Annotated in this window: 22 protein-coding genes; 21 read left to right on the top strand and 1 reads right to left on the bottom strand. The window is 47.0% G+C overall.

Annotated elements, in window-relative coordinates:
• Positions 1-39 precede the first annotated feature (39 nt).
• The 17 genes from fliE (at position 40) to glnB (ending at position 15,038) form a co-directional block, all read left to right on the top strand.
• On the top strand, positions 40-375 hold the full coding sequence (fliE, locus tag OS145_RS09510) for a flagellar hook-basal body complex protein FliE (RefSeq protein ID WP_006956185.1): 336 nt from the start codon (positions 40-42) through the stop codon (positions 373-375).
• A 44-nt stretch (positions 376-419) separates the two neighbouring features.
• Positions 420-2,111, top strand: a complete 1,692-nt coding sequence (fliF, locus tag OS145_RS09505; RefSeq protein ID WP_165477457.1) for a flagellar basal-body MS-ring/collar protein FliF — start codon at positions 420-422, stop codon at positions 2,109-2,111.
• Positions 2,104-3,150, top strand: coding sequence for a flagellar motor switch protein FliG (gene fliG, locus OS145_RS09500; protein WP_006956183.1), 1,047 nt, complete (start codon positions 2,104-2,106; stop codon positions 3,148-3,150). Before fliF ends, fliG begins: the two co-directional genes overlap by 8 nt.
• Positions 3,151-3,174: 24 nt before the next feature.
• On the top strand, positions 3,175-3,921 hold the full coding sequence (gene fliH, locus OS145_RS09495) for a flagellar assembly protein FliH (protein WP_006956182.1): 747 nt from the start codon (positions 3,175-3,177) through the stop codon (positions 3,919-3,921).
• A complete protein-coding gene (gene fliI, locus OS145_RS09490) occupies positions 3,921-5,258 on the top strand; it encodes a flagellar protein export ATPase FliI (RefSeq protein WP_006956181.1) in 1,338 nt (445 codons plus the stop codon). Before fliH ends, fliI begins: the two co-directional genes overlap by 1 nt.
• Positions 5,259-5,269: 11 nt before the next feature.
• Positions 5,270-5,725 (top strand): flagellar export protein FliJ, encoded by a 456-nt coding sequence (fliJ, locus tag OS145_RS09485; protein ID WP_006956180.1) that lies wholly within the window; start codon positions 5,270-5,272, stop codon positions 5,723-5,725.
• Between the two features lie 79 nt (positions 5,726-5,804).
• Entirely contained in the window at positions 5,805-7,559 is a 1,755-nt protein-coding gene (locus OS145_RS13040) for a flagellar hook-length control protein FliK (protein ID WP_006956179.1), read from the top strand.
• Positions 7,560-7,630: 71 nt separating this feature from the next.
• On the top strand, positions 7,631-8,164 hold the full coding sequence (gene fliL, locus OS145_RS09475; RefSeq protein WP_006956178.1) for a flagellar basal body-associated protein FliL: 534 nt from the start codon (positions 7,631-7,633) through the stop codon (positions 8,162-8,164).
• A gap of 16 nt (positions 8,165-8,180) precedes the next feature.
• Positions 8,181-9,245 carry a flagellar motor switch protein FliM gene (fliM, locus tag OS145_RS09470; protein ID WP_006956177.1) on the top strand — a complete coding sequence of 355 codons (1,065 nt, stop codon included), beginning with the start codon at positions 8,181-8,183 and terminating at the stop codon, positions 9,243-9,245.
• 31 nt (positions 9,246-9,276) lie between these two features.
• On the top strand, positions 9,277-9,699 hold the full coding sequence (fliN, locus tag OS145_RS09465; RefSeq protein ID WP_006956176.1) for a flagellar motor switch protein FliN: 423 nt from the start codon (positions 9,277-9,279) through the stop codon (positions 9,697-9,699).
• A complete protein-coding gene (fliO, locus tag OS145_RS09460; protein WP_050750002.1) occupies positions 9,659-10,021 on the top strand; it encodes a flagellar biosynthetic protein FliO in 363 nt (120 codons plus the stop codon). The genes fliN and fliO overlap by 41 nt, the downstream gene beginning before the upstream one ends.
• Positions 10,018-10,767 carry a flagellar type III secretion system pore protein FliP gene (fliP, locus tag OS145_RS09455; protein ID WP_006956174.1) on the top strand — a complete coding sequence of 250 codons (750 nt, stop codon included), beginning with the start codon at positions 10,018-10,020 and terminating at the stop codon, positions 10,765-10,767. Before fliO ends, fliP begins: the two co-directional genes overlap by 4 nt.
• A gap of 8 nt (positions 10,768-10,775) precedes the next feature.
• Positions 10,776-11,045, top strand: coding sequence for a flagellar biosynthesis protein FliQ (gene fliQ, locus OS145_RS09450; protein WP_006956173.1), 270 nt, complete (start codon positions 10,776-10,778; stop codon positions 11,043-11,045).
• Position 11,046: 1 nt separating this feature from the next.
• The gene (fliR, locus tag OS145_RS09445) at positions 11,047-11,829 is read left to right on the top strand and encodes a flagellar biosynthetic protein FliR (RefSeq protein WP_006956172.1); all 783 of its coding nucleotides are present in this window, start codon (positions 11,047-11,049) and stop codon (positions 11,827-11,829) included.
• An 8-nt stretch (positions 11,830-11,837) separates the two neighbouring features.
• The gene (gene flhB, locus OS145_RS09440; RefSeq protein ID WP_006956170.1) at positions 11,838-12,965 is read left to right on the top strand and encodes a flagellar biosynthesis protein FlhB; all 1,128 of its coding nucleotides are present in this window, start codon (positions 11,838-11,840) and stop codon (positions 12,963-12,965) included.
• Between the two features lie 84 nt (positions 12,966-13,049).
• Positions 13,050-14,687, top strand: a complete 1,638-nt coding sequence (locus OS145_RS09435) for an NAD+ synthase (RefSeq protein ID WP_040488069.1) — start codon at positions 13,050-13,052, stop codon at positions 14,685-14,687.
• A gap of 12 nt (positions 14,688-14,699) precedes the next feature.
• A complete protein-coding gene (gene glnB / locus OS145_RS09430) occupies positions 14,700-15,038 on the top strand; it encodes a nitrogen regulatory protein P-II (protein WP_006956165.1) in 339 nt (112 codons plus the stop codon).
• A gap of 15 nt (positions 15,039-15,053) precedes the next feature.
• Here glnB and OS145_RS09425 read toward each other — a convergent pair whose 3' ends face one another.
• A complete protein-coding gene (locus tag OS145_RS09425) occupies positions 15,054-15,812 on the bottom strand; it encodes an outer membrane protein assembly factor BamD (RefSeq protein ID WP_006956163.1) in 759 nt (252 codons plus the stop codon).
• Between the two features lie 146 nt (positions 15,813-15,958).
• Between OS145_RS09425 and rluD the strand changes: the two genes are divergently transcribed.
• The 4 genes from rluD (at position 15,959) to pssA (ending at position 21,234) form a co-directional block, all read left to right on the top strand.
• The gene (rluD, locus tag OS145_RS09420; protein WP_006956161.1) at positions 15,959-16,927 is read left to right on the top strand and encodes a 23S rRNA pseudouridine(1911/1915/1917) synthase RluD; all 969 of its coding nucleotides are present in this window, start codon (positions 15,959-15,961) and stop codon (positions 16,925-16,927) included.
• Positions 16,899-17,600 (top strand): peptidoglycan editing factor PgeF, encoded by a 702-nt coding sequence (pgeF, locus tag OS145_RS09415; protein ID WP_006956159.1) that lies wholly within the window; start codon positions 16,899-16,901, stop codon positions 17,598-17,600. The genes rluD and pgeF overlap by 29 nt, the downstream gene beginning before the upstream one ends.
• Before the next feature lie 71 nt (positions 17,601-17,671).
• Positions 17,672-20,242, top strand: a complete 2,571-nt coding sequence (gene clpB, locus OS145_RS09410) for an ATP-dependent chaperone ClpB (RefSeq protein WP_006956158.1) — start codon at positions 17,672-17,674, stop codon at positions 20,240-20,242.
• Positions 20,243-20,397: 155 nt separating this feature from the next.
• Positions 20,398-21,234 (top strand): CDP-diacylglycerol--serine O-phosphatidyltransferase, encoded by an 837-nt coding sequence (gene pssA / locus OS145_RS09405; protein WP_006956157.1) that lies wholly within the window; start codon positions 20,398-20,400, stop codon positions 21,232-21,234.
• Positions 21,235-21,301: the final 67 nt, after the last annotated feature.

The raw sequence follows: 21,301 nt of genomic DNA, 5'->3' as shown, positions 1-21,301 counted from the left end.
GCAACACGTTAAGTCGTAAGTTTTTTGACGGAGAAAGAAATGAAAGTAGATGCCAACGCAGCCTATCAACAATGGCGCGAGCTCACAACGCAATCTGCCAACCTCGACAAGCCGCAGAACGATAATGCGCTGAAAGTCGAAAATTCAGCAAACGCTGATTTTTCAAACTTGTTAAAAATGGCCGTAGATAACGTCAACGAGCTACAACAGACTTCGGGTGATTTAAAAACGCGCATGGAACTGGGCGATCCCAATGTCACGCTCGAACAAACCATGATCGCGAGTCAAAAAGCGAGTATTGCTTTTGAAGCAACGGTGCAAGTGCGCAATAAGATGGTAGAAGCGTACAAAGAAATCATGTCAATGCCGGTATAACCGAATTAGTTGGAGAATGAGCTGTGGCTGAATCAACAGATTTGATGGTAACAGAAGGCGCGGGTAACAGCGCTGCTGACGCAAGCGGGCAGTCAGGAGAAAAGCAAAGCATCGTCGATAAGTTGGCGAACTTTGATATGTTGCGCCAAGTCGTCGTAATTTTGGCGCTTGCTATCTGTGTGGCCATCGCTATTTTCATTATGCTTTGGGCACAAGAGTCGACTTTCCGTCCTCTTGCAAAAATGGAAACAGAACAGCTCGTTGGTACTTTAGATTATCTCGACGCAAACAATATCGAATATAAAGTCGACGGTAATGTGGTATCGGTTCCTGAGGAGAACTACGATGCGGTTAAACTTCAGTTAACGCGTGCCGGTGTGGATTACGGTCAATCGGAAAGCAACGGCTCCGATATTTTAATGAGTGAGCCTGGTTTTGGCGTGAGTCAACGACTCGAGCGTGAACGTTTGATCCACTCCCGGGAAATTCAGTTAGCACGAGCAATTGAAGAAATGCGCGCAGTGTCGGCCGCTCGTGTGCTGTTGGCCGTGCCTAAAGAAAACGTATTTGCACGTCGTGAGAAACAACCTAAAGCATCTGTGATGCTTAACGTGAAAGGTAATCAGTCACTGAGTGAGGAAGAAATCGCCTCTATTGTCGATATGGTTGCATCGTCCGTCACGAGTTTAGAAACTTCACAAGTCACTGTCACCGATCAAAACGGTCGGCTTTTGAACTCTGGTTCGCAAAGCGCATTAGCCGCCACGAATAGCCGCGAGTATCAGTTAGAGCGTAAACGCGAAGAAGAATACCTGAATAAAATTGACAGCATTTTGATTCCGGTATTGGGATATGACAATTACACTGCGCAGGTCGATGTCACAATGGATTTTACGCAGTCGGAAAAAACACAACGGCTATACAACCCAGACATGCCAGCCATTCGTAGCGAAATGACGGTGGAGAACCGCAGCGCTGGTACAGCCGTCGGTGGTATTCCTGGTGCACTCAGTAATCAGCCCCCATTAGAATCAAATATTCCCGAACAGGCCACAGGTGCAGGTAGTCAGCGTGATGCGACCGGGAGTATGCATCGTGAAGCAACACGTAACTATGAGTTGGACAATACCGTTAGCTATACGCGCAGTCAAAGCGGGACAATTGAGCGATTGAGCGTGTCGGTTGCGGTGAATCAGCCGATGACAACCAATGCGGATGGCGAGCAGGTGCCTCAACCCGCCTCACCTGAACAGTTAGCGAATATTCGTCGGTTATTACAAGGTGGTATTGGCTTTGACCTCAGTCGAGGTGATACGATTGAAGTTGTATCGGTTCCGTTCGCGCAGCTACCTGATTTGGGCGCGGGTGAAACAGCAATGTGGGATGAACCTTGGTTTTGGCGTGCCGCTCGTTTAGTGATGGGGGGCCTGGTCATTCTGGTACTCATTCTTGCTGTTGTCCGTCCAATGTTGAAGAAACTGATTAACCCAACTCAAGAATTGGAAGACGATGCTCACTCAATGCTCGAAGACGATGAGATGATGGGTGATGAAACTATCGACTTGCTATCGTCGCAATTTGATGAGAGCTCTGTTGGTTTTGGACCTGATGGGAGTTTACAACTTCCTGATTTACATAAAGATGAAGACTTGTTGAAAGCAGTACGGGCATTGGTTGCAAATGAGCCTGAACTCTCTTCACAAGTAGTAAAAGCGTGGTTAAACGAAGATGCCTAATACAGATATTCGCACCAAACGCAGTGAAACTGAATTTGACGTAACGCAACTTGAAGGCGTGGAAAAGGCTGCAATTTTATTGCTGAGCCTATCTGAGGAAGACGCCGCGCAAATTCTAAAACACCTAGAGCCGAAGCAGGTACAGAAAGTGGGCACGGCAATGGCGAGCCTTGAAGACTTTAATCAAGACAAAGTTAACGCCGTACACAACTTGTTCCTAGATGAGATCCAGAAATTTACAAACATTGGCTTCAAGAGTGAAGAGTTTGTGCGTAAGGCGCTGACCTCAGCATTGGGCGAGGACAAAGCAGGCAACCTGATAGAACAGATCGTTATGGGCGGTGGTGCCAAGGGCCTCGACTCGCTGAAATGGATGGACTCAAAACAAGTGGCGACGATCATTCGTAATGAACACCCGCAGATTCAAACTATCGTGCTGTCCTATCTTGATGCTGAGCAAAGTGCAGAGATTATGGCTCAGTTCCCAGAAAAAGTGCGATTAGACCTGATGATGCGCATCGCTAACTTAGAAGAAGTTCAGCCAGCGGCACTGCAAGAATTGAATGAAATCATGGAAAAACAATTTGCTGGTCAAGCGGGTGCGCAGGCGGCGAAGATGGGTGGTTTGAAGGCTGCTGCCAATATTATGAACTACCTCGATACCAATATCGAAGGTCAGTTAATGGATGCGATACGCGAGCAAGACGAAGAAATGAGTCAGCAAATTCAAGATCTGATGTTTGTCTTCGAAAACTTAGTCGATGTCGACGACCGCGGCATTCAAACGCTGCTGCGTGAAGTCGACGGCGATACGTTACAGAAAGCCCTTAAGGGTGCTGATGACTCGGTCAAAGAAAAAATCTTCAAAAATATGTCGAAGCGTGCAGGCGATCTCTTGCGAGATGACTTAGAAGCGATGGGGCCTGTACGGATTAGTGACGTCGAGGCTGCACAAAAAGACATTCTTGCAGTCGCCCGTCGCTTGGCCGACGCCGGAGAAATTATGCTTGGCGGCGGTGGTGGTGATGAGTTTTTATAAGACAGTAGCTAGGAACCTGCAATCATGAGCGAGCGTCCGACGATGAAAACTTGGGATTTGCCGGATATCACCACGGAAGATTTAAAAGCAGGTGAGCGCCGCAACGCTCTGAATAAACCTCGAAAGTGGCATTATGAGCCGCCGGAGCCTGAGCCCGAAGAAGAAAAGCCAGAACCCTTAACCGCGAAACAGCTCGAGGAGATTCGCGAGGCCGCACGGGAAGAAGGCTTTAAGGCAGGCTTTGAGCAAGGTCATCAGGAAGGGCTTGAAAAAGGACACGAAGAAGGTGTGGAGCAAGGTCGTGAGAAGGGCTTCCATGCAGGTTTTGAGCAAGGGCTGGCTGACGGCAAGGCGCAAATGAGTGAGGCAGAACAAGCTCTGATTGAAGTGATGAATGGCTTAGCCGCGCCCACACAGCAACTTACCGAAACCTTGCGAAAAGAGTTATTAGAGTTGGTTTTCACCCTGACCCGAACAGCCTGCTTAAACGAACCTCTGCATAATGAAGATATTGTTAAAAAGGCATTTCAGCAGGCCCTTGAAGTGCTTCCCGTGACCGATCAACGAGTGATCATTCACCTCAATCCTGACGATATTGAGGTAATCCAAGCGAGCTTGGGTGAAGAAGAATTAAAAGAAAAAGGGTGGTTGCTCAGTAAGGATGACCTACTCGAGCGCGGCGGGTGCCGCGTGACGACAGAAAGCTCAAGCGTGGACTACTCACTTGCTAGCCGAGTCGACTTGATTTTTGAAAAATTGCAGGGCGGCTGATGACTGATACCTTAACTGATTACTTTGCAAGCTTGAAAAAGCGGGTGAAGCCTGCGCCAGTATTGGTATCCGGCTATCTAACACGAGTGGTCGGACTTATGTTTGAGGCTGTCGGCGTGCGGGCACCTATTGGTGCAACGTGTGCAGTCGAATCTGCACATGGCGATATCGAGGCAGAGGTGGTGGGCTTTGAAGGTCAGACTAGCTATTTGATGCCCATGGATGATGCGCACGGTGTGGTTCCGGGCGCCAAAGTAAAACCGCTAACGCGTACCGAACAGCTGCCGCTTGGGTTAGAGCTTTTAGGCCGTGTAATTGATGCACGAGGTCATCCATTAGACGCCAAGGGACCGATATTAACAGACAATCAAAATGCCTATCGTAGCCTGCCTATCAATCCACTTAATCGCCGACCCGTGAAAGTGCCGCTAGATGTCGGCGTCAACGCGATTAATGCATGTATTACTGTCGGTCAGGGGCAGCGCATGGGTTTATTCGCCGGTAGCGGTGTCGGTAAAAGTGTCTTACTAGGAATGATGACGAAAGGCACCAATGCAGACGTTATCGTTGTTGGACTCATTGGTGAACGGGGTCGAGAAGTCAAAGAGTTTATTGATGAAATATTGGGTGAAGAAGGATTGGAAAAGGCGGTGGTCGTGGCTGCCCCTGCGGATCAGTCACCGCTATTGCGTTTACGCGGGTGCGAAACTGCGTCAAAAGTAGCCGAGTATTTTCGTGATCAGGGTATGAATGTTTTACTGTTGATGGATTCTTTAACTCGTTACGCCATGGCGCAGCGTGAGATTGCATTGGCGGTCGGTGAACCTCCGGCCACAAAAGGTTATCCCCCTTCGGTATTCGCACGCCTGCCGGCTTTGGTTGAGCGCGCGGGTAATGGCGGTGGCGCACAAGGATCGATTACGGCATTTTATACCGTGCTCACTGAAGGTGATGATTTGCAGGATCCTATCGCTGACTCAGCGCGTGCTATTCTCGATGGGCATATCGTACTGAACCGTGAGCTAGCCGATTCTGGGCATTATCCCGCCATTGATATTGAGGCCTCGATCAGTCGTGTCATGCCCCAGGTTGTTTCCGATGAACACCTGCAACGAGCGACAAAAGTTCGACAGTGGTACTCATCGTTTCGTCGTAATCGCGACCTTATATCTATTGGGGCTTACAGTAAGGGCTCTGATGCTAAGATCGACGAAGCGATAGCGATGCAACCTCAGGTTGAGGGCTTTTTGACTCAGCGTATGAATGAAGTGATTAGTTACGATGAGAGTCTCATGAAACTCCAGCAGTTGACTCAACGCGCGTTCGCTTCGCGTTAGGGATTGTCTTTATGGCTGATATATCACAATTGACGATGTTGTTAGAACTTGAGCAGCAACGCACCGACAAATTGGCGCAGCATTTTGGTGAGGCTAAACAACGGCTAGTGAGTGAGCAACAGCGTCTCGATGGGTTAGTACAGTATCGGTTAGACTACTTGAATCAGTTGCAAGCGCGCGGAGCAGGTGGAATTCGTTCTATTCAATTTGGTCAATATCACGCGTTTGTCGGCAAGCTGGATGAAGGTATCGAGCAGATGCATAACGTGCTGCAACAGTTAAATCAGGTGGTCGAGCAGCGTAAGCAGCAATGGCTAGCACAACGGCAAAAAGCGGAGTCTATTGAGTTGCTGATAGAAAACAAGAAACGAGCAGCAGCAAGATTGCAGGCAAGAAAAGAACAAAAAAACCTCGATGATTTTTCCACCCAACGCTTTATACGGGGTAAAAAGCAAAAACTGGTATAAATATTGCTAGTTTTAATTAATCGAATCAGATTAGCCGTAGCGTCAAATATATGCGGCAGTGCCTAACAGGTGACACATTATGCCCCAGATTATTCAATTAACCACGAACGTGTCCAGTTCGTCAGTAAAAGGCGATAGCTCGAAAGATTTTACTGATGTGGATATGATGGACGTCAGCGGTCGCGACTTTGCCAAGTTAATGCCTTCTGCTTCTGAGGAGCCGCGTGCTCGGCAATTATTTGCCCGTGGTGAAGTGGACATTAATAGTCCACACCGCGCATTCGAAAAGCCCGAATATAGTAATGAGCTTCCTCAGTCATCACTTAGTCAGCGTCTGTCAGCGTCGAAAGAACATGCTTCAGAGGCTCGGGACTGGGTAGAAACCATTGATCGAATGCGCGATTTACTTATCAATAGCGAAGAAAGTCATGCTGACACGGAAACTTCGATTGAGATCAGTAAGCAAGATCAGGCGACGTTAGATGAGATGGAGCAGTGGTTAGCGAAACTCGATGCGGACGTCACGCAACTTCAATCGGACGAACAATTGAGTGCTGACCAGCAAGGCGTGCTGAGTCAACTGACGCAAAAAATAGCAGAGATGCGGCAAGTTGTTGCCGACGCACAACAAGCTGGCTTTATGCCCAAGGAAACGCTTGATAAAGCGACAGATGGTTTGATGGCTGAGTTGGCCCAATTTGAGACTCAGGTGATTCAACCTCATCAAAAGAAACAATGGACAGATATCGAGGCGATGCTTGACGAGGACTCTGAGGAGCCGCTCGCCATGTTGAGTGAGATAGAGATGCCGAAACTGAATCCAGAGCAAAAGGATTGGCTAACCAAGGAACTCGACGCATTTCATAAGCAACAGCCAAACGCATCGCTTACCGAAGCGATGAATCATATAAAAGGGGCTCTTGAGACGTCTAAGCAATTTGATGCGGGACAAAAGAGCACACTATCAAATTGGATTGATCACTATCAGTCAGCGTTGCAGAAGTCAGATAAACAGGTTCAACTTGCCTCAACGATTCCGGCTTCATTGCACACAAAATCAACTCAGTCTGAACGCGTTGATTCGGTAAATGCAACCGAGAAGAGCGGAGGCTCTTCTTCATCTGATAACGGCAAAAGCACCTCTGAATCTGTTAAAGATGAAGATACAAAGCCGGCAGCTGATAAAAGCATGATGGCGAAGTTTGTAAAAGAACAGCTTAATAATGGGAGCACGCGCTCTCAGGGAATGGCAACTGAGGCTGAACTGAGCGCTGTGTCGGGGTCAGGCATGGATACAAGTCTAACTCAACACACGCAATCCTCAGCTGCGCATATGAGTGCAATTACGCAGACCCAACAAGCGATGACCAAAGTTGACGGTATGTCAGTGGCGCAAGCGCAAACGGCTGCTGACAAGCCGTTAGATCTGCAACAACAAGAGACTGCGCAAAAGCTACAAGAGCGTATTCAGCTGATGGTCTCGAAGAATATTAATCGCGCCGACATCCGTCTCGATCCACCTGAATTAGGTTCAATGCACGTGCGGATTCATACGCAAGGCGACCAGACGACCGTACAGTTTCAAGTGCAATCCGCTCAGGCTCGTGATGCGATAGAGCAGTCCATGCCGCGCTTGCGAGAGATGTTGGAGCAGCAAGGCCTAAACTTGGCGCAAAGCACGGTCAGTGAGCAGCAAAGTGGACAAGGCAATGAATCAAGTTCGGGGCGGGGTACAGGTTTTGCAAATAATGGTGATTCTGAAGAGCCTGTCCTTCAGTTAGATGGTGCGGTAGACGACTTTCTCGAGCAGGGGCGACTCGATTTCTATGTGTAAGGGATGAAACCTATCCCTGTTTCGATATATAGTGCTCTGTATTAGCTTATACCTTTGTTTAGGAACAACCCATGGCGGAAAACGATAACCAAGAAGAAAGCTCAGAAAAAGCGCCCGGCGGTAAGAAAAAGTGGCTGATCATTGGTGCTGCTGCGATTCTGTTAGTTGTGATCATCATTGTTGCAGTGTGGTTTTTGATGGGTACTAAACAAGCCTCGAGCGCTTCAGATATGGGGGCAGGAGGCGGTTCAAGCGAAGAGATGACGTCTGAACCTGCGCAAGTGGGTAATGCGCTCTATGTCGGGATGCCTCGACCCTTTGTATTTATTGTACCGGGTGACTCGAGAGATCGAACGGTGCAAATTAATGTGCAATTGATGGTTCGAGGGGAGCGTAGCGAAGAGCTGACTAAGCAACATATCCCACTGATTGAGGGTACCTTGCACGAAGTATTTAGTTCATCTACTGCCGACGAACTGAGAACAGCAGAAGGCAAGCAACGTATTAGAGAGCTTGCGTTAAAACAGGTGCGTTCCGCACTCGAGAGTGTCACGGGAGAAGGCTTGGTGGAGAAAGTGCTTTTTACCGGCCTTGTCATGCAATAAAAGAGCGAGCAGTGTTTTGAGCGATTTATTATCACAAGACGAGATTGATGCGCTCCTACACGGAGTCGATGACGTCGAAGAGGAGGATGTCGAATCCTCGGATGCAGCATCAGAAGCGTTGGACTATGACTTTTCGTCGCAAGATCGGATTGTCCGCGGTCGCATGCCTACGCTTGAGATCGTTAATGAGCGATTTGCGAGGCATATGCGTGTAAGCCTGTTTAACATGATGCGCCGCACCGCTGAGGTGTCTATCAACGGTGTGCAAATGCTTAAGTTTGGTGAGTATGTGCATACACTATTCGTTCCAACCAGTTTAAATATGGTGCGTTTTCGCCCACTGAAAGGAACCGCCTTAATTACCATGGAAGCACGTTTGGTGTTTATCTTGGTAGATAACTTTTTTGGCGGCGATGGACGCTATCATGCGAAGATTGAGGGGCGCGAATTTACCCCTACTGAGCGACGTATTATCCAAATGCTGTTAAAGCTGATTTTTGAAGATTATAAAGAAGCTTGGGCGCCTGTGATGGACGTAGGCTTTGAGTATTTGGATTCAGAAGTTAACCCGGCAATGGCCAATATCGTTTCGCCGACTGAAGTTATCGTTATTAGTTCGTTTCATATCGAACTTGATGGCGGCGGGGGCGACTTTCATATCGCTTTACCTTACTCAATGCTTGAGCCGATTCGTGAACTGTTGGATGCGGGTGTACAATCGGATAAAGAAGATACCGATATGCGCTGGAGTAAAGCGCTGCGTGACGAAATCATGGACGTGCCTGTGGAAATGGTTGCCAAGCTCGCTGATGTCGACGTGACATTGCGCGAGGTTATGGACTTTGAGGAAGGCGATATTATTCCACTTGAAGTGCCTGATAATCTAACGGTATTTATCGAAGATTTGCCTACCTTTCATGCGAAAATGGGTCGTTCACGAGACAATATTGCGTTGAAAATTTCAGATAAGATTCGACGTCCCGAGACTGTTAAGTCAGATATCCATATGCTGACTCGAGGTGGACGCCGAATTGGCGGTGATGCAGAGTTGCGTCAACTGGAAGAAGATATTGATTTATAGCATTCAGCATTTGAATGATTGAGGAAGACAAATGAGCAATAAAGACAATGAAATGGACGACTGGGAAGCGGCAATGGCTGAGCAGGCGGCTTCTGAAGAGGGCGAATCAGGGGATAATGCCGATAAGCAAAGTGAGGGCGTGCGAACAGCAGAGCTAGAGGAATTGAATGCTGAGAGCCTTGATGATGGCGATAAGCGAAAATTAGACGCGATCCTCGATATTCCGGTTACCATCTCAATGGAGGTAGGGCGTAGCCAAATCAGTATTCGTAACTTGCTACAGCTTAACCAAGGTTCGGTGGTGGAACTCGAACGTGTTGCTGGGGAGCCTCTCGATGTGTTGGTCAATGGCACTCTGATAGCACACGGCGAGGTTGTTGTGGTTAATGATAAATTTGGGATTCGACTCACTGATGTTATCAGTCAAATCGAGCGTATTCGTAAGTTGCGCTAGTATTTGGGCAAGCCCTGCGCTTGCTCAGGTCGACAAAGCAACATCGCCTATTGGCGGAAAAGATATTGCTTCTATGCTGGTCGCATTAATTGCAGTGATTGTTGTTATTATTGCATTAGCGACGGTATTAAAACGATTCAACGTTAAATTTCAAGGCTCAAAGGGCATGAAGCTGATGGGGACGCTTTCATTAGGGCCTAAAGAACGTATCAGCGTGGTGCAAATTGGTGACAAGAAATTCTTGCTAGGTGTCACGCCTGAACGCGTCGAATGTTTGAAAGAATTGCCCGATGACTTTGTGTTAGGAGAAGAAAAACAATGAAAATAAAGCTTCTCTTAGGTTGTTTTGTGCTACTCGCACTATTGCTTCCTGATGTGGCAAACGCGATGCAAGATATTTCAGCCGTTACGGTAAAAACTAATCCAGATGGTAGCGAGGAGTATTCTGTCACGTTACAAATTCTGGCAATAATGACGGCGCTGACGTTCATCCCTGCGATGGTTATTATGATGACGTCGTTCACACGTATTATTGTTGTTTTGGCCATCTTACGACAAGCTATCGGCTTACAACAGTCCCCTTCTAATCAGGTGCTTATCGGTATCACGCTCTTTTTGACATTTTTTATTATGAGTCCAGTACTTACAGAAATTAATGACAAGGCGTTGCAACCCTACTTAAATGAAGAAGTGACCTCGATGGAAGCGGTCGATCGCGCCAAAGCGCCGCTAAAAGCCTTTATGCTTGCGCAAACGCGTGTGACGGATATCCAAACGTTTGCCGATATTGCGGGTGAGACGAATATTCAAAGTCCAGAAGATACTCCGATGTCGATATTGATTCCGTCATTTATTACATCGGAGCTCAAAACCGCCTTCCAGATTGGTTTTATGTTATTCATCCCGTTTTTGATTATTGACTTAGTTGTTGCAAGTGTATTGATGGCGATGGGTATGATGATGTTATCACCGATGATTGTATCGCTCCCGTTTAAGTTAATGTTGTTTGTTTTGGTCGATGGTTGGAACTTAACCATGAGCACGTTAGCTGGCAGCTTTGGTGTTTAGGAGGCGAGATGTCCCCCGAAGTCTTTCTCGATGTGTTTCAAGAGGCGCTCAAAGTCATTGTTATTATAGTGGCTTTTATCATCGTGCCGAGCTTGCTGGTCGGTCTGATGGTTGCGGTTTTCCAAGCTGCAACCTCAATTAATGAGCAAACCCTTAGCTTTTTGCCGCGTTTATTGGTCACACTGGCTGTTATCGGACTCGGTGGGCATTTTATTGTTGGCCTGCTAATGGACTTCACTATAGAAATGTATAACCGCATACCGCAAGTGGTCGGCTAGCATGGATCTCGTTACGCAGGTGTTGATGGAGTGGCTACAGCAACATTTGTGGCCGCTGACACGTGTATCCTCAATGCTAATGAGTATGGCGTTGTTTTCCGGTACCTTAGTTAATTCAAGAATTAAGGTCTTACTTTCCTTAGCAATTACATTTGCAATATCACCCGCATTACCAGATGTGAATCCGGGCGTCGAGATATTTACAGTGGGCGGTATGCTGGTGACGGCGCAACAGATTGTCATTGGGGTTGCGTTGGGCTTGCTCTCATTGCTTTTCTTACAGACGTTTGTATTGGGTGGGCAAATCATTGCAATGCAAATTGGTTTGGGCTTTGCTTCAATGGTCGATCCGACTAATGGCCAACAAGTTCCAGTGATAGCGCAGTTCTTTTTGATGTTGGCGAGTTTGATATTTCTCGCGCTTGACGGTCATCTATTAATGATTCAAATGGTCGTTGCGAGTTTCGATTCTGTACCCGTGGCGATGACTGGTTTGAATGCCGATGCATTTCGAATGATTGCCGACTGGGGAAGTTCAATGTTTTCGGCAGCACTTACAGCAATGTTATCGGGTATTATTGCCTTGCTACTAATTAATTTGTCGTTTGGTGTAATGACTCGTGCAGCGCCGCAGCTAAACATTTTTGCGATTGGTTTCCCGATTACCATGGTGAGTGGATTGATCGTTTTATGGCTGACTTTAGGGGGCTTTATCTTCCACTTTGAAAATCAATGGCAAGAAGCGGTGAGTGTCATGTGTACGGTTATTGGTAGTCGATGCTGAGGTGATGAATGGCTGAAACTGATCAAGAACGCACAGAGGAACCCACCGAGAAACGCAAACGAGAGGCCCGAGAGAAAGGCCAAATAGCGCGTTCAAAGGAGATGGGAACTGCCTTTGTGTTAGTCAGTGCTGCCGTCGCGTTCTTTTGGTTTGGCGAGTCGCTCTACGCTGGCGTGAGAGGGCTATTCCGTGACTTGTTTACGCTTGAAAGACGACAAGCTTTTGATACTTCGCAAATCTATAAGGCGCTTGCTGTAGGGTTTGAGCACATCATTTGGCCGGTTATCATTATATTTGCCTTTATTACCCTTTTTACATTTCTGGGTAATAGTTGGCTAGGTGGTATCAATTTTTCTTGGAAAGCAATGGCACCTAAATTCTCGCGTATGAACCCCATGAATGGTTTCAAGCGAATGTTTGGTACCCAAGCCTTGGTCGAGTTAGTAAAAGGAATCGCTAAGTTCGGGGTGGTGGCGATCAGTGCCTTTTTACTGTTGAGCTGGCAGTTCGATAACATTTTACAGATCTCAATGGGTCAGATGCCGAGCATGATTGAAAATGCGCTCGATATCTTGATGTGGATGTTTCTACTGATTTGTTGCTCGATGTTTTTAATTGTTGTCATCGATGCGCCTTTTCAACTTTGGAAGCACAATAAAGATTTACGTATGACCAAGCAGGAGATCAAAGACGAGCATAAAGACTCAGAAGGTAGTCCTGAGGTAAAAGGTCGTATTCGCCGCTTACAGATGGAAATGGCGAACCGTAGGATGATGCAAGAGGTTCCTAAAGCAGATGTTGTAGTTACCAACCCGACACATTTTGCGGTGGCTATAAAATACGAAGAGAGTGGAAATCAGGCTCCTATCCTCTTAGCCAAAGGGACCGACGAAACAGCGGCTAAGATTCGTGAAATTGCTCTAGAGTACGACGTGCCGTTGGTGGCCTCGCCTGCGCTAGCTCGGTCAATTTATCATACCACTGAGTTAGAAACTGAGATTCCTCGTGGATTGTTTGTTGCCGTAGCTCAGGTGCTTGCTTATGTTTATCAACTTAAAATGTTCAAACAAGGTAAAGCTAAGCGACCTAAAAAGCCGAATACTGACGAGCCAATACCTGAAGATTTACGTCACTAGGACGGCGTTAATTTGCCAAAATTTCGTCGCTACTATACTATTCGCCCCCTGTATTTTTAGTCCTGTAACGCTGGATCAAACACTATGTCTGAGCTGTCATTGTGCATGGCACAATTAGATTTTACTGTCGGTGCGCTTCATAACAACACAAGCCTGATACTTAAAACGGTCGCTGAGCAGAGCCGCGATCATGATATTATTGTCTTTCCAGAGTTAGCTATTACAGGTTATCCACCTGAAGACCTATTGTTACGAACTGATCATCAAGAAGCTGTTGATAATGCGGTCGAGCAGATCAGTGCGGCTGCTTCGGATTGTGTTGTAATTGTTGGACATCCCAGCAAAGTCGGCGAGCAGCTGTTTAACGTTATATCAGTGCTTCATCGGGGTGAATGTTTACTGCGCTATAAAAAACAACGTTTACCAAATACTGGTGTGTTTGATGAACAGCGTTATTTTGTTCCTGGTGATGAGGGACAAGTGTTTGAATGGCAGGGATATCGCATCGGGCTGATGATTTGTGAAGATTTATGGCATCCTGAGCCTTTGGCTCGCCTGGCGGATGATCAACTTGATCTCGTATTGTCTGTTAATGCTTCTCCCTACGAAATCGATAAACACGATCAACGACTATCCGTTTTGAAGCAACGAGTGGCTGAGCACGGGTTCCCCATTGCTTATTTGAATAACTGTGGTGGTCAAGATGAACTGATTTTTGATGGTCATTCGCTGGTATTGGATAAGCAGGGCGAGTTAGTCGCAGAACTTCCTCACTGCCAGACAACGCTCGCAACACTTAAGTTAACCACTGAGTCACTGACGTGTGAGGCTTTTCCTCCGTATGCCGGCGAAGATAGTGATTTGCGCTTGGCTCATGTATATGATGCGCTGGTACTCTCGGTGCGAGACTATGTCAATAAGAATGGCTTTAAGAATGTATTACTCGGGCTATCGGGAGGTATCGATTCGGCACTCACCTTAGCGATTGCATCAGATGCACTGGGCTCTGAGCGTGTTCAAGCCGTCATGATGCCGTTCAAGTATACGTCAAATATGAGTCTAGAGGATGCTGAACAACAGGCGGAAACGCTTAACGTGAAGTATGATGTTGTTCCGATTGAACCGATGTTTGATGCGTTTATGAAGCAACTCGATCCGTTCTTTGCTGGGACATCGACAGATACGACCGAAGAGAATTTACAGTCACGTTGTCGTGGTGTTTTGCTCATGGCGTTGTCGAATAAATCCGGCGCGCTAGTGCTTACTACGGGCAATAAGAGTGAAGTTGCAGTAGGCTATGCAACGCTGTACGGTGATATGTGTGGTGGGTTTGCACCTATTAAAGATGTGCCAAAAACGTTAGTTTACCAACTTGCAGCTTACAGAAACACGCGATCTGCCTGTATACCAGAGCGAGTTATCGAGCGCCCACCTTCTGCGGAGCTGGCGCCGGATCAAGTCGATAGTGATTCGTTGCCCGATTATGGTGACCTAGATCGTATTCTTTCGCTCTACGTAGAGCAGGACTGGTCTGTGGTGGACATTATTGCAGCGGGCTTTAACGAAGCGGATGTCCGCAGAGCATTAAAGTTGGTTGATATAAATGAATATAAACGCCGGCAGGCGGCTGTTGGACCTAAAATTACGGCACGAAACTTTGGTCGTGATCGACGTTATCCGATAACTAGTCATTACCGTTTTGAATTAGAACGCCAAAATTAGATTGGAGTGGCCATGAAGAAGGTCGAAGCAATAATAAAACCATTTAAATTGGACGATGTGCGAGAAGCTTTATCAGAAGTCGGCATCGCAGGAATGACAGTATCCGAAGTCAAAGGTTTCGGACGCCAGAAAGGGCACACGGAGCTTTATCGGGGTGCTGAATATATGGTGGACTTCTTGCCTAAAGTGAAGCTTGAGGTAGTGGTTGCTGATACAGACGTTGAACGCTGTATTGAAGCCATCATGGAAACCGCACAGACGGGCAAAATAGGTGATGGTAAAATCTTTGTGTCGGATATTGAACGAGTCATTCGAATCCGAACCGGAGAGGAAAATGAGCAGGCGGTTTAGCCTGCTCACTTTTGATTAGTTGTTGACTAACTCATTATTAGGGAAGTTACTTCTGAGTACCTTAAGCGTGTCTTGCTTAAGTTCTTCTAATTCGAGTTGGTCGTAACACTCAACCATCATCGCCAAGGCACTCTCCACCTCTGGCGTATTCTCGAAGTTTTCTACCACATAACGACCACGGTTAGCTGCTGCGAGATAGGCTTGACGCTTCATATAGTACTGGGCCACTGCCAGTTCTTTTTTAGCCAGACGACTTTTTATCGCGATCATACGCTTTTTAGCATCTGCTGCATATTTGCTTTCAGGATACTTGCGTAGCAGTTCGGCAAAGTCTTTAAAAGCTTCTTTTGCCATGGTGGAGTCACGGTCAGAACGATCTACGCCCGCCAGTTCATGAATGGCATTATATTCGGCTCGTTGATTCGTCAGACCGCGCATGTATAACGCGTAATCAACGTCCTTATGATTCGGGTTTAAGCTTATAAAACGGTCAATGGCAGCAAGCGCCTTTTCAGTATTATCAAGCTTATAATTTAGATAAATCAGGTCCAATTGGACTTGATGAGCGAAGGGACCAAAGGGGTAACGCGAATTAATATTCGAAAGTTCTTCCTCTGCCTGGGTAAAGTTCCCTAAGGACATTTGATCTTGCGCTGATTCATACATGAGCTCAACTTGTGTGTACTTGAGCTCGCTTTGCTGGTCATCTGTTGACGAGCACCCTGCCAGACTTAATCCGACTGCGGCAGTTAAAATTAGGATACGACGTTTCATAACACCTCAGGTTTTTTAGAGTCAGTCACTTAGATAAGCGGTGTTTTGCCTGTGCAAAGTTCAGTGTAACAAGTTACACTATCATAATTAATAGATAATCCGCATTCTAACCCAGCACAATACTCTTTGACAGTCGAAAAAAATTTATGAATGAAACTATTCAACTAGAGGCCATCGTGCCTGAATCCCTCGCGGGGAAGCGTTTAGACCAGATATTGGCTGAGTTGTTCCCAGACTATTCTCGTTCGCGCATGAAAAAGTGGATCACAGAGGGTAAAGTCTCTGTCGATGCTCAGGTTATTGAAAAGCCGCGCGAAAAACTAGAGTTCGGCGCGTTGGTTGCTATCGATGCTGAACTTGAGCGCGAGGAGCGTTACCAAGCACAGCCGATTGAGCTTGATATTGTTTATGAGGATGAAGACATCTTAATTATCAATAAGCCAGCCGGTTTGGTGGTTCATCCAGGAGCCGGAGCCCCTGACGGCACTCTGTTAAACGGCCTATTGCATTACGACCCTGATATCGATCATGTTCCGCGGGCAGGCATTATTCATCGCTTGGATAAGGACACCACAGGTTTAATGGTGGTGGCGCGTAATATTCCAGCTCAGACTCAGTTGGTTGATATGATGCAAAAGCGTGAAATTACCCGTGAATATGAAGCTGTGTGTAACGGGGTAATGACCGCGGGTGGGATGGTTGATGAACCTATCGGTCGACATCCCACCAAACGGACGCATATGGCGGTTGTTAGTTCAGGTAAGCCTGCAGTCACTCACTATCGAGTTGTGGAGCGGTTTCGAGCGCATACGTTACTCCGCCTGAGACTAGAAAGTGGTCGTACACACCAGATTCGCGTTCATATGGCGCACATTCGTCACCCGTTAGTTGGCGATTTAACGTATGGCGGGCGTCCGCGTCCACCTAAACAGGCGAGCGACGAGTTTTTGGCATCGCTACGTGGCTTTAGTCGACAGGCATTGCATGCAGCAAAACTATCGCTTCACCACCCTATAACCGGTGACTGGATGAGTTTTGAAGCCCCACGTCCTGACGACTTTGTAGCACTCATTCAAAGCATGAAAGATGACCTTGAAGCGCATTCTGACGCCTGATTGGGTTTTACCCTCAGGTATTTCAGCGGCGGTTACCACACGTACAGTGGGTAACCTCGCTGCCCATGTGGGTGATGACCCTGCCGCTGTAATACTCCGACGCGAGCAGCTTCGACGAGAACTTAACTTGCCTTTTCACGTGCGCTGGTTGCAACAGCAGCACACAACAAAGGTATCTCATGTCGGTGCGCTTAGCGAACCCTGCGATGCTGTTTGGTCTGATCAACCGAGTGTGTGTGCGGTATTGACTGCTGATTGTTTACCTATATTAATGTGCACGCGGGATGGTGATCGCATTGCTGCGGTTCATGCAGGCTGGCGCGGTTTAGTTGAAGGGATAATTAAAAATACAGTAACTGCAATGAAGGTTAAGGCAGATCAATTAAGCGTGTGGATTGGTCCTGCAATTTCTCAGCCGATGTTTCAAGTGGGAAGCGAAGTCCGCACAGCATTTATCCGCCGCAACATCAATGCGGATATCTATTTTATTCCAGACGGTGACGGCAAATGGCTCGCCGACTTATCAGGGCTCGCAACGCAGCAGCTCAATAATCTGGGTATATCTGACGTTACACTGAGTAATCGCTGCACTTATCGTGAAAGCGACGCTTGGTATTCTTGGCGTCGAGCCCAAGAGCCTGCCAGGATGGCATCTTTAATCTGGCGAAGTTGATCTGTATCACTTGAAAGTGTCGAAAAAGTACCCATATTTGCTTTAAGAGAAAGTTAACTCAGGAAGTAATTATGAGACACGATAAATTCACTACTAAATTCCAAATGGCCATCGCTGATGCACAATCATTAGCACTCGGTCGAGATCATCAATTTATCGAACCCGCACATTTGATGCAGGCACTCATGGATCAAGAGGGCGGCTCGGTTCGTCCGCTGTTTACCATTATTGGTGCTAATATCAGTCAGTTCCGCTCAGAGCTTGGCAAACTGCTCGACAAAATGCCGGAAGTGCAAGGGGCAGAAGGAGAAGTTCAACTCTCGCAAGGCACCGCAAAGTTATTAAACCTTTGCGATAAGTATGCCCAGCAACGTAAAGATGCATATATTTCGTCCGAACTGTTTTTGTTGGCAGCGACTGAGGATAAAGGACCGCTTGGTGAGTTGTTTAAAAAGCTCGGTATTAAGAAGGACGCCTTGGAAAAGGCCATTAATGATATCCGCGACGGACAGAATGTTGATGACCCGAATGCCGAAGAAAAGCGTCAAGCACTTGATAAGTACACGATTGATCTGACTGAGCGAGCGGCGCAAGGCAAATTGGATCCTGTGATTGGGCGTGATGAAGAGATTCGACGTACCATTCAAGTATTGCAGCGTCGAACTAAGAATAATCCTGTACTGATTGGTGATCCAGGTGTGGGAAAAACAGCTATCGTTGAGGGGCTGGCACAACGAATCATCAATGCAGAGGTGCCAGAAGGTCTCAAGAATAAGCGCGTTTTATCGCTCGATCTGGGAGCCTTATTAGCAGGTGCAAAATATCGCGGCGAATTTGAGGAGCGCCTCAAAGCTGTGCTTAACGAGCTGGCAAAGGAAGAGGGTCGAGTGATTCTCTTTATTGATGAATTACATACGATGGTGGGCGCTGGCAAAGCGGATGGCGCGATGGATGCTGGCAATATGCTCAAGCCTGCGCTGGCGCGTGGTGAACTTCATTGTGTAGGGGCGACCACGCTTGATGAGTATCGTCAGTACATTGAAAAAGATGCCGCGCTTGAGCGTCGTTTTCAAAAAGTGTTGGTTGATGAGCCCACCGTGGAAGACACGATTGCTATTTTGCGTGGTTTGAAAGAGCGTTACGAAATCCATCACTCGGTGGAAATTACTGACCCAGCGATTGTTGCGGCTGCTTCGTTATCGCATCGCTATATCAGTGATCGAAAGCTGCCGGATAAAGCCATCGACTTGATTGATGAAGCAGCATCTAGCATCCGAATGCAGATTGATTCTAAACCAGAGGACTTAGATCGCTTAGAGCGCCGTATTATCCAATTAAAATTGGAACGTCAGGCGTTGCAGAAGGAAAAGGATGATGCGAGTAAAAAGCGTCTTGAACACTTACATGATGAGCTCGATGAACTAGAGAAAAAGTACGGCGAGCTTGAAGAAGTTTGGAACTCAGAAAAGGCGGCGGTCCAGGGCACTCAGCACATTAAATCGCAGCTTGACCAAGTGCGTACTGAGATGGATATTGCGCGTCGCGCTGGTGACTTAAATCGTATGTCGGAACTGCAATACGGGCGTATCCCTGAGCTAGAGCGACAATTGGATTTAGCGCTGCAAGCCGAGATGCAAGACATGAGTTTGTTGAAAAACCGAGTCACGGATGAGGAAATCGCGGACGTTCTGTCACGTTGGACTGGTATTCCTGTGAGCAAAATGCTCGAGGGTGAACGTGAAAAACTGGTACAGATGGAGTCGTTATTACACAAGCGAGTCGTTGGTCAAAATGAGGCGGTGGATGCGGTCGCTAATGCTATTCGTCGCTCTCGAGCAGGGTTAGGGGATCCGAACCGTCCGATCGGCTCGTTCTTATTCCTCGGACCAACAGGTGTGGGTAAAACCGAGTTGTCCAAAGCGTTAGCAAACTTCATGTTTGATACCGACGATGCGATGGTTCGAATCGATATGTCCGAGTTTATGGAGAAGCACTCGGTGGCACGGTTAGTGGGAGCTCCTCCAGGATATGTCGGTTATGAAGAGGGCGGCTACCTCACTGAAGCTGTTCGTCGTAAACCCTATTCTGTTATTTTGCTCGATGAGGTCGAAAAAGCTCACCCTGACGTATTCAATATCTTGCTACAGGTATTGGATGATGGAAGGCTGACCGATGGTCAAGGTCGCACGGTGGACTTTAAGAATACGGTGATCATTATGACATCGAACTTAGGGTCCGATCTGATTCAAGCGCATGCGTCTGATAACAGCTATGATGAAATGAAAGCGATGGTCATGGACGTCTTAGCGGGTCACTTCCGACCTGAGTTTCTTAACCGAGTTGATGAGACGGTTGTGTTTCATCCGCTAGGTCGAGAAGAAATTCGCTCGATTGCAGAAGCGCAATTGCAGCGTCTTTATGCTCGACTTGAAGACCGAGACATGAGCATCGAATTAAGTGTTGAAGCGCTAGACTTCATCGCGTCTGCAGGTTTTGACCCTGTGTTTGGTGCGCGCCCGTTAAAACGTGCAATTCAACAAGAACTTGAAAACCCGTTAGCGCAGCGCATTCTTTCGGGAGATTTTAAAGCCGGTGATACGATTCATGTTGATGTAGCAGATAATCGTTTAGCTATTGAGTAGCGTGTTAGTTAATCAACTATCGTCTAATGCATAAAGGAGGGGGGAAGCCCCTCCTTTTTTATTGATAGTGTTTTAAAGCATTTTTAACCGTTGATTGCGCTGTGCTAAACTCAAATAAGATTGAATTTTTTTCGTACTTAAGAGGAATAGTAAACATGGCTAACGAGTCGGGTAAGGTAGAAAGCCAGAGCTCACAGAAACGACGTGGTATTTATTTATTACCTAATCTATTTACTACGGCAGGTTTGTTCTCGGGCTTCTATGCGATCATTGCCTCTATGAACGAGCGCTATGTGGAAGCTGCCGTGGCTATCTTCATTGCGATGATCTTTGACGGATTAGATGGTCGCGTCGCACGCATGACTCAAACTGAAAGTGATTTCGGCGCTGAATATGACAGCATGGCTGATATCGTATCGTTTGGTATGGCACCTGCGTTAGTCATGTATAACTACGCATTGGCCGACTTAGGTAAATTGGGTTGGCTCGCTGCTTTTATTTTCGTGGCAGGCGGCGCACTCCGGTTAGCTCGCTTTAATACTAATATAGGTAGTGCTGACAAACGCTATTTTCAGGGGCTCGCAATCCCAAGTGCCGCGGCTGTTGTATCGGGGCTGGTTTGGGTCGGTACTGAATACGGTATATCGGGTAATGATTTAGGCGGCTTTGCGGCAATTGTTACTATTGTTGCCGGCTTACTGATGGTTACAAACTTCCGCTACCATTCATTTAAAGATGTCGACTGGAAAGGAAAAGTCTCATTTGTCGTGATTTTAGTGATTGTGTTGGCATTCGTTATTGTAGCAACTCAGCCCTCTTTAGTGCTGTTCGGTATTTTCTTCTTATATGCATTGTCGGGTCCGGTATTAACTATTCGTAGCGTAAACAAACTAAAGCTGGAACACGTGGTTGGTGATAATGAGCAAGATGATGCCGAGTTTAAGGACGAAAAGCAGGGGAAAAGCTCGAACAATAACCAGAACGAGCAATAAATAACCAGTTGGGAATTAATTTCAAAAAAGTGCTTGCAAGTGTGAATAGGATCTCTATAATTCGCCG

Source organism: Idiomarina baltica OS145, assembly GCF_000152885.1.
In the GTDB taxonomy this organism is placed as follows: Bacteria; Pseudomonadota; Gammaproteobacteria; order Enterobacterales; family Alteromonadaceae; genus Idiomarina; species Idiomarina baltica.
The sequence above is the reverse complement of the archived record's forward strand: the minus strand, read 5'-3'. Positions and strand labels throughout refer to the sequence as shown.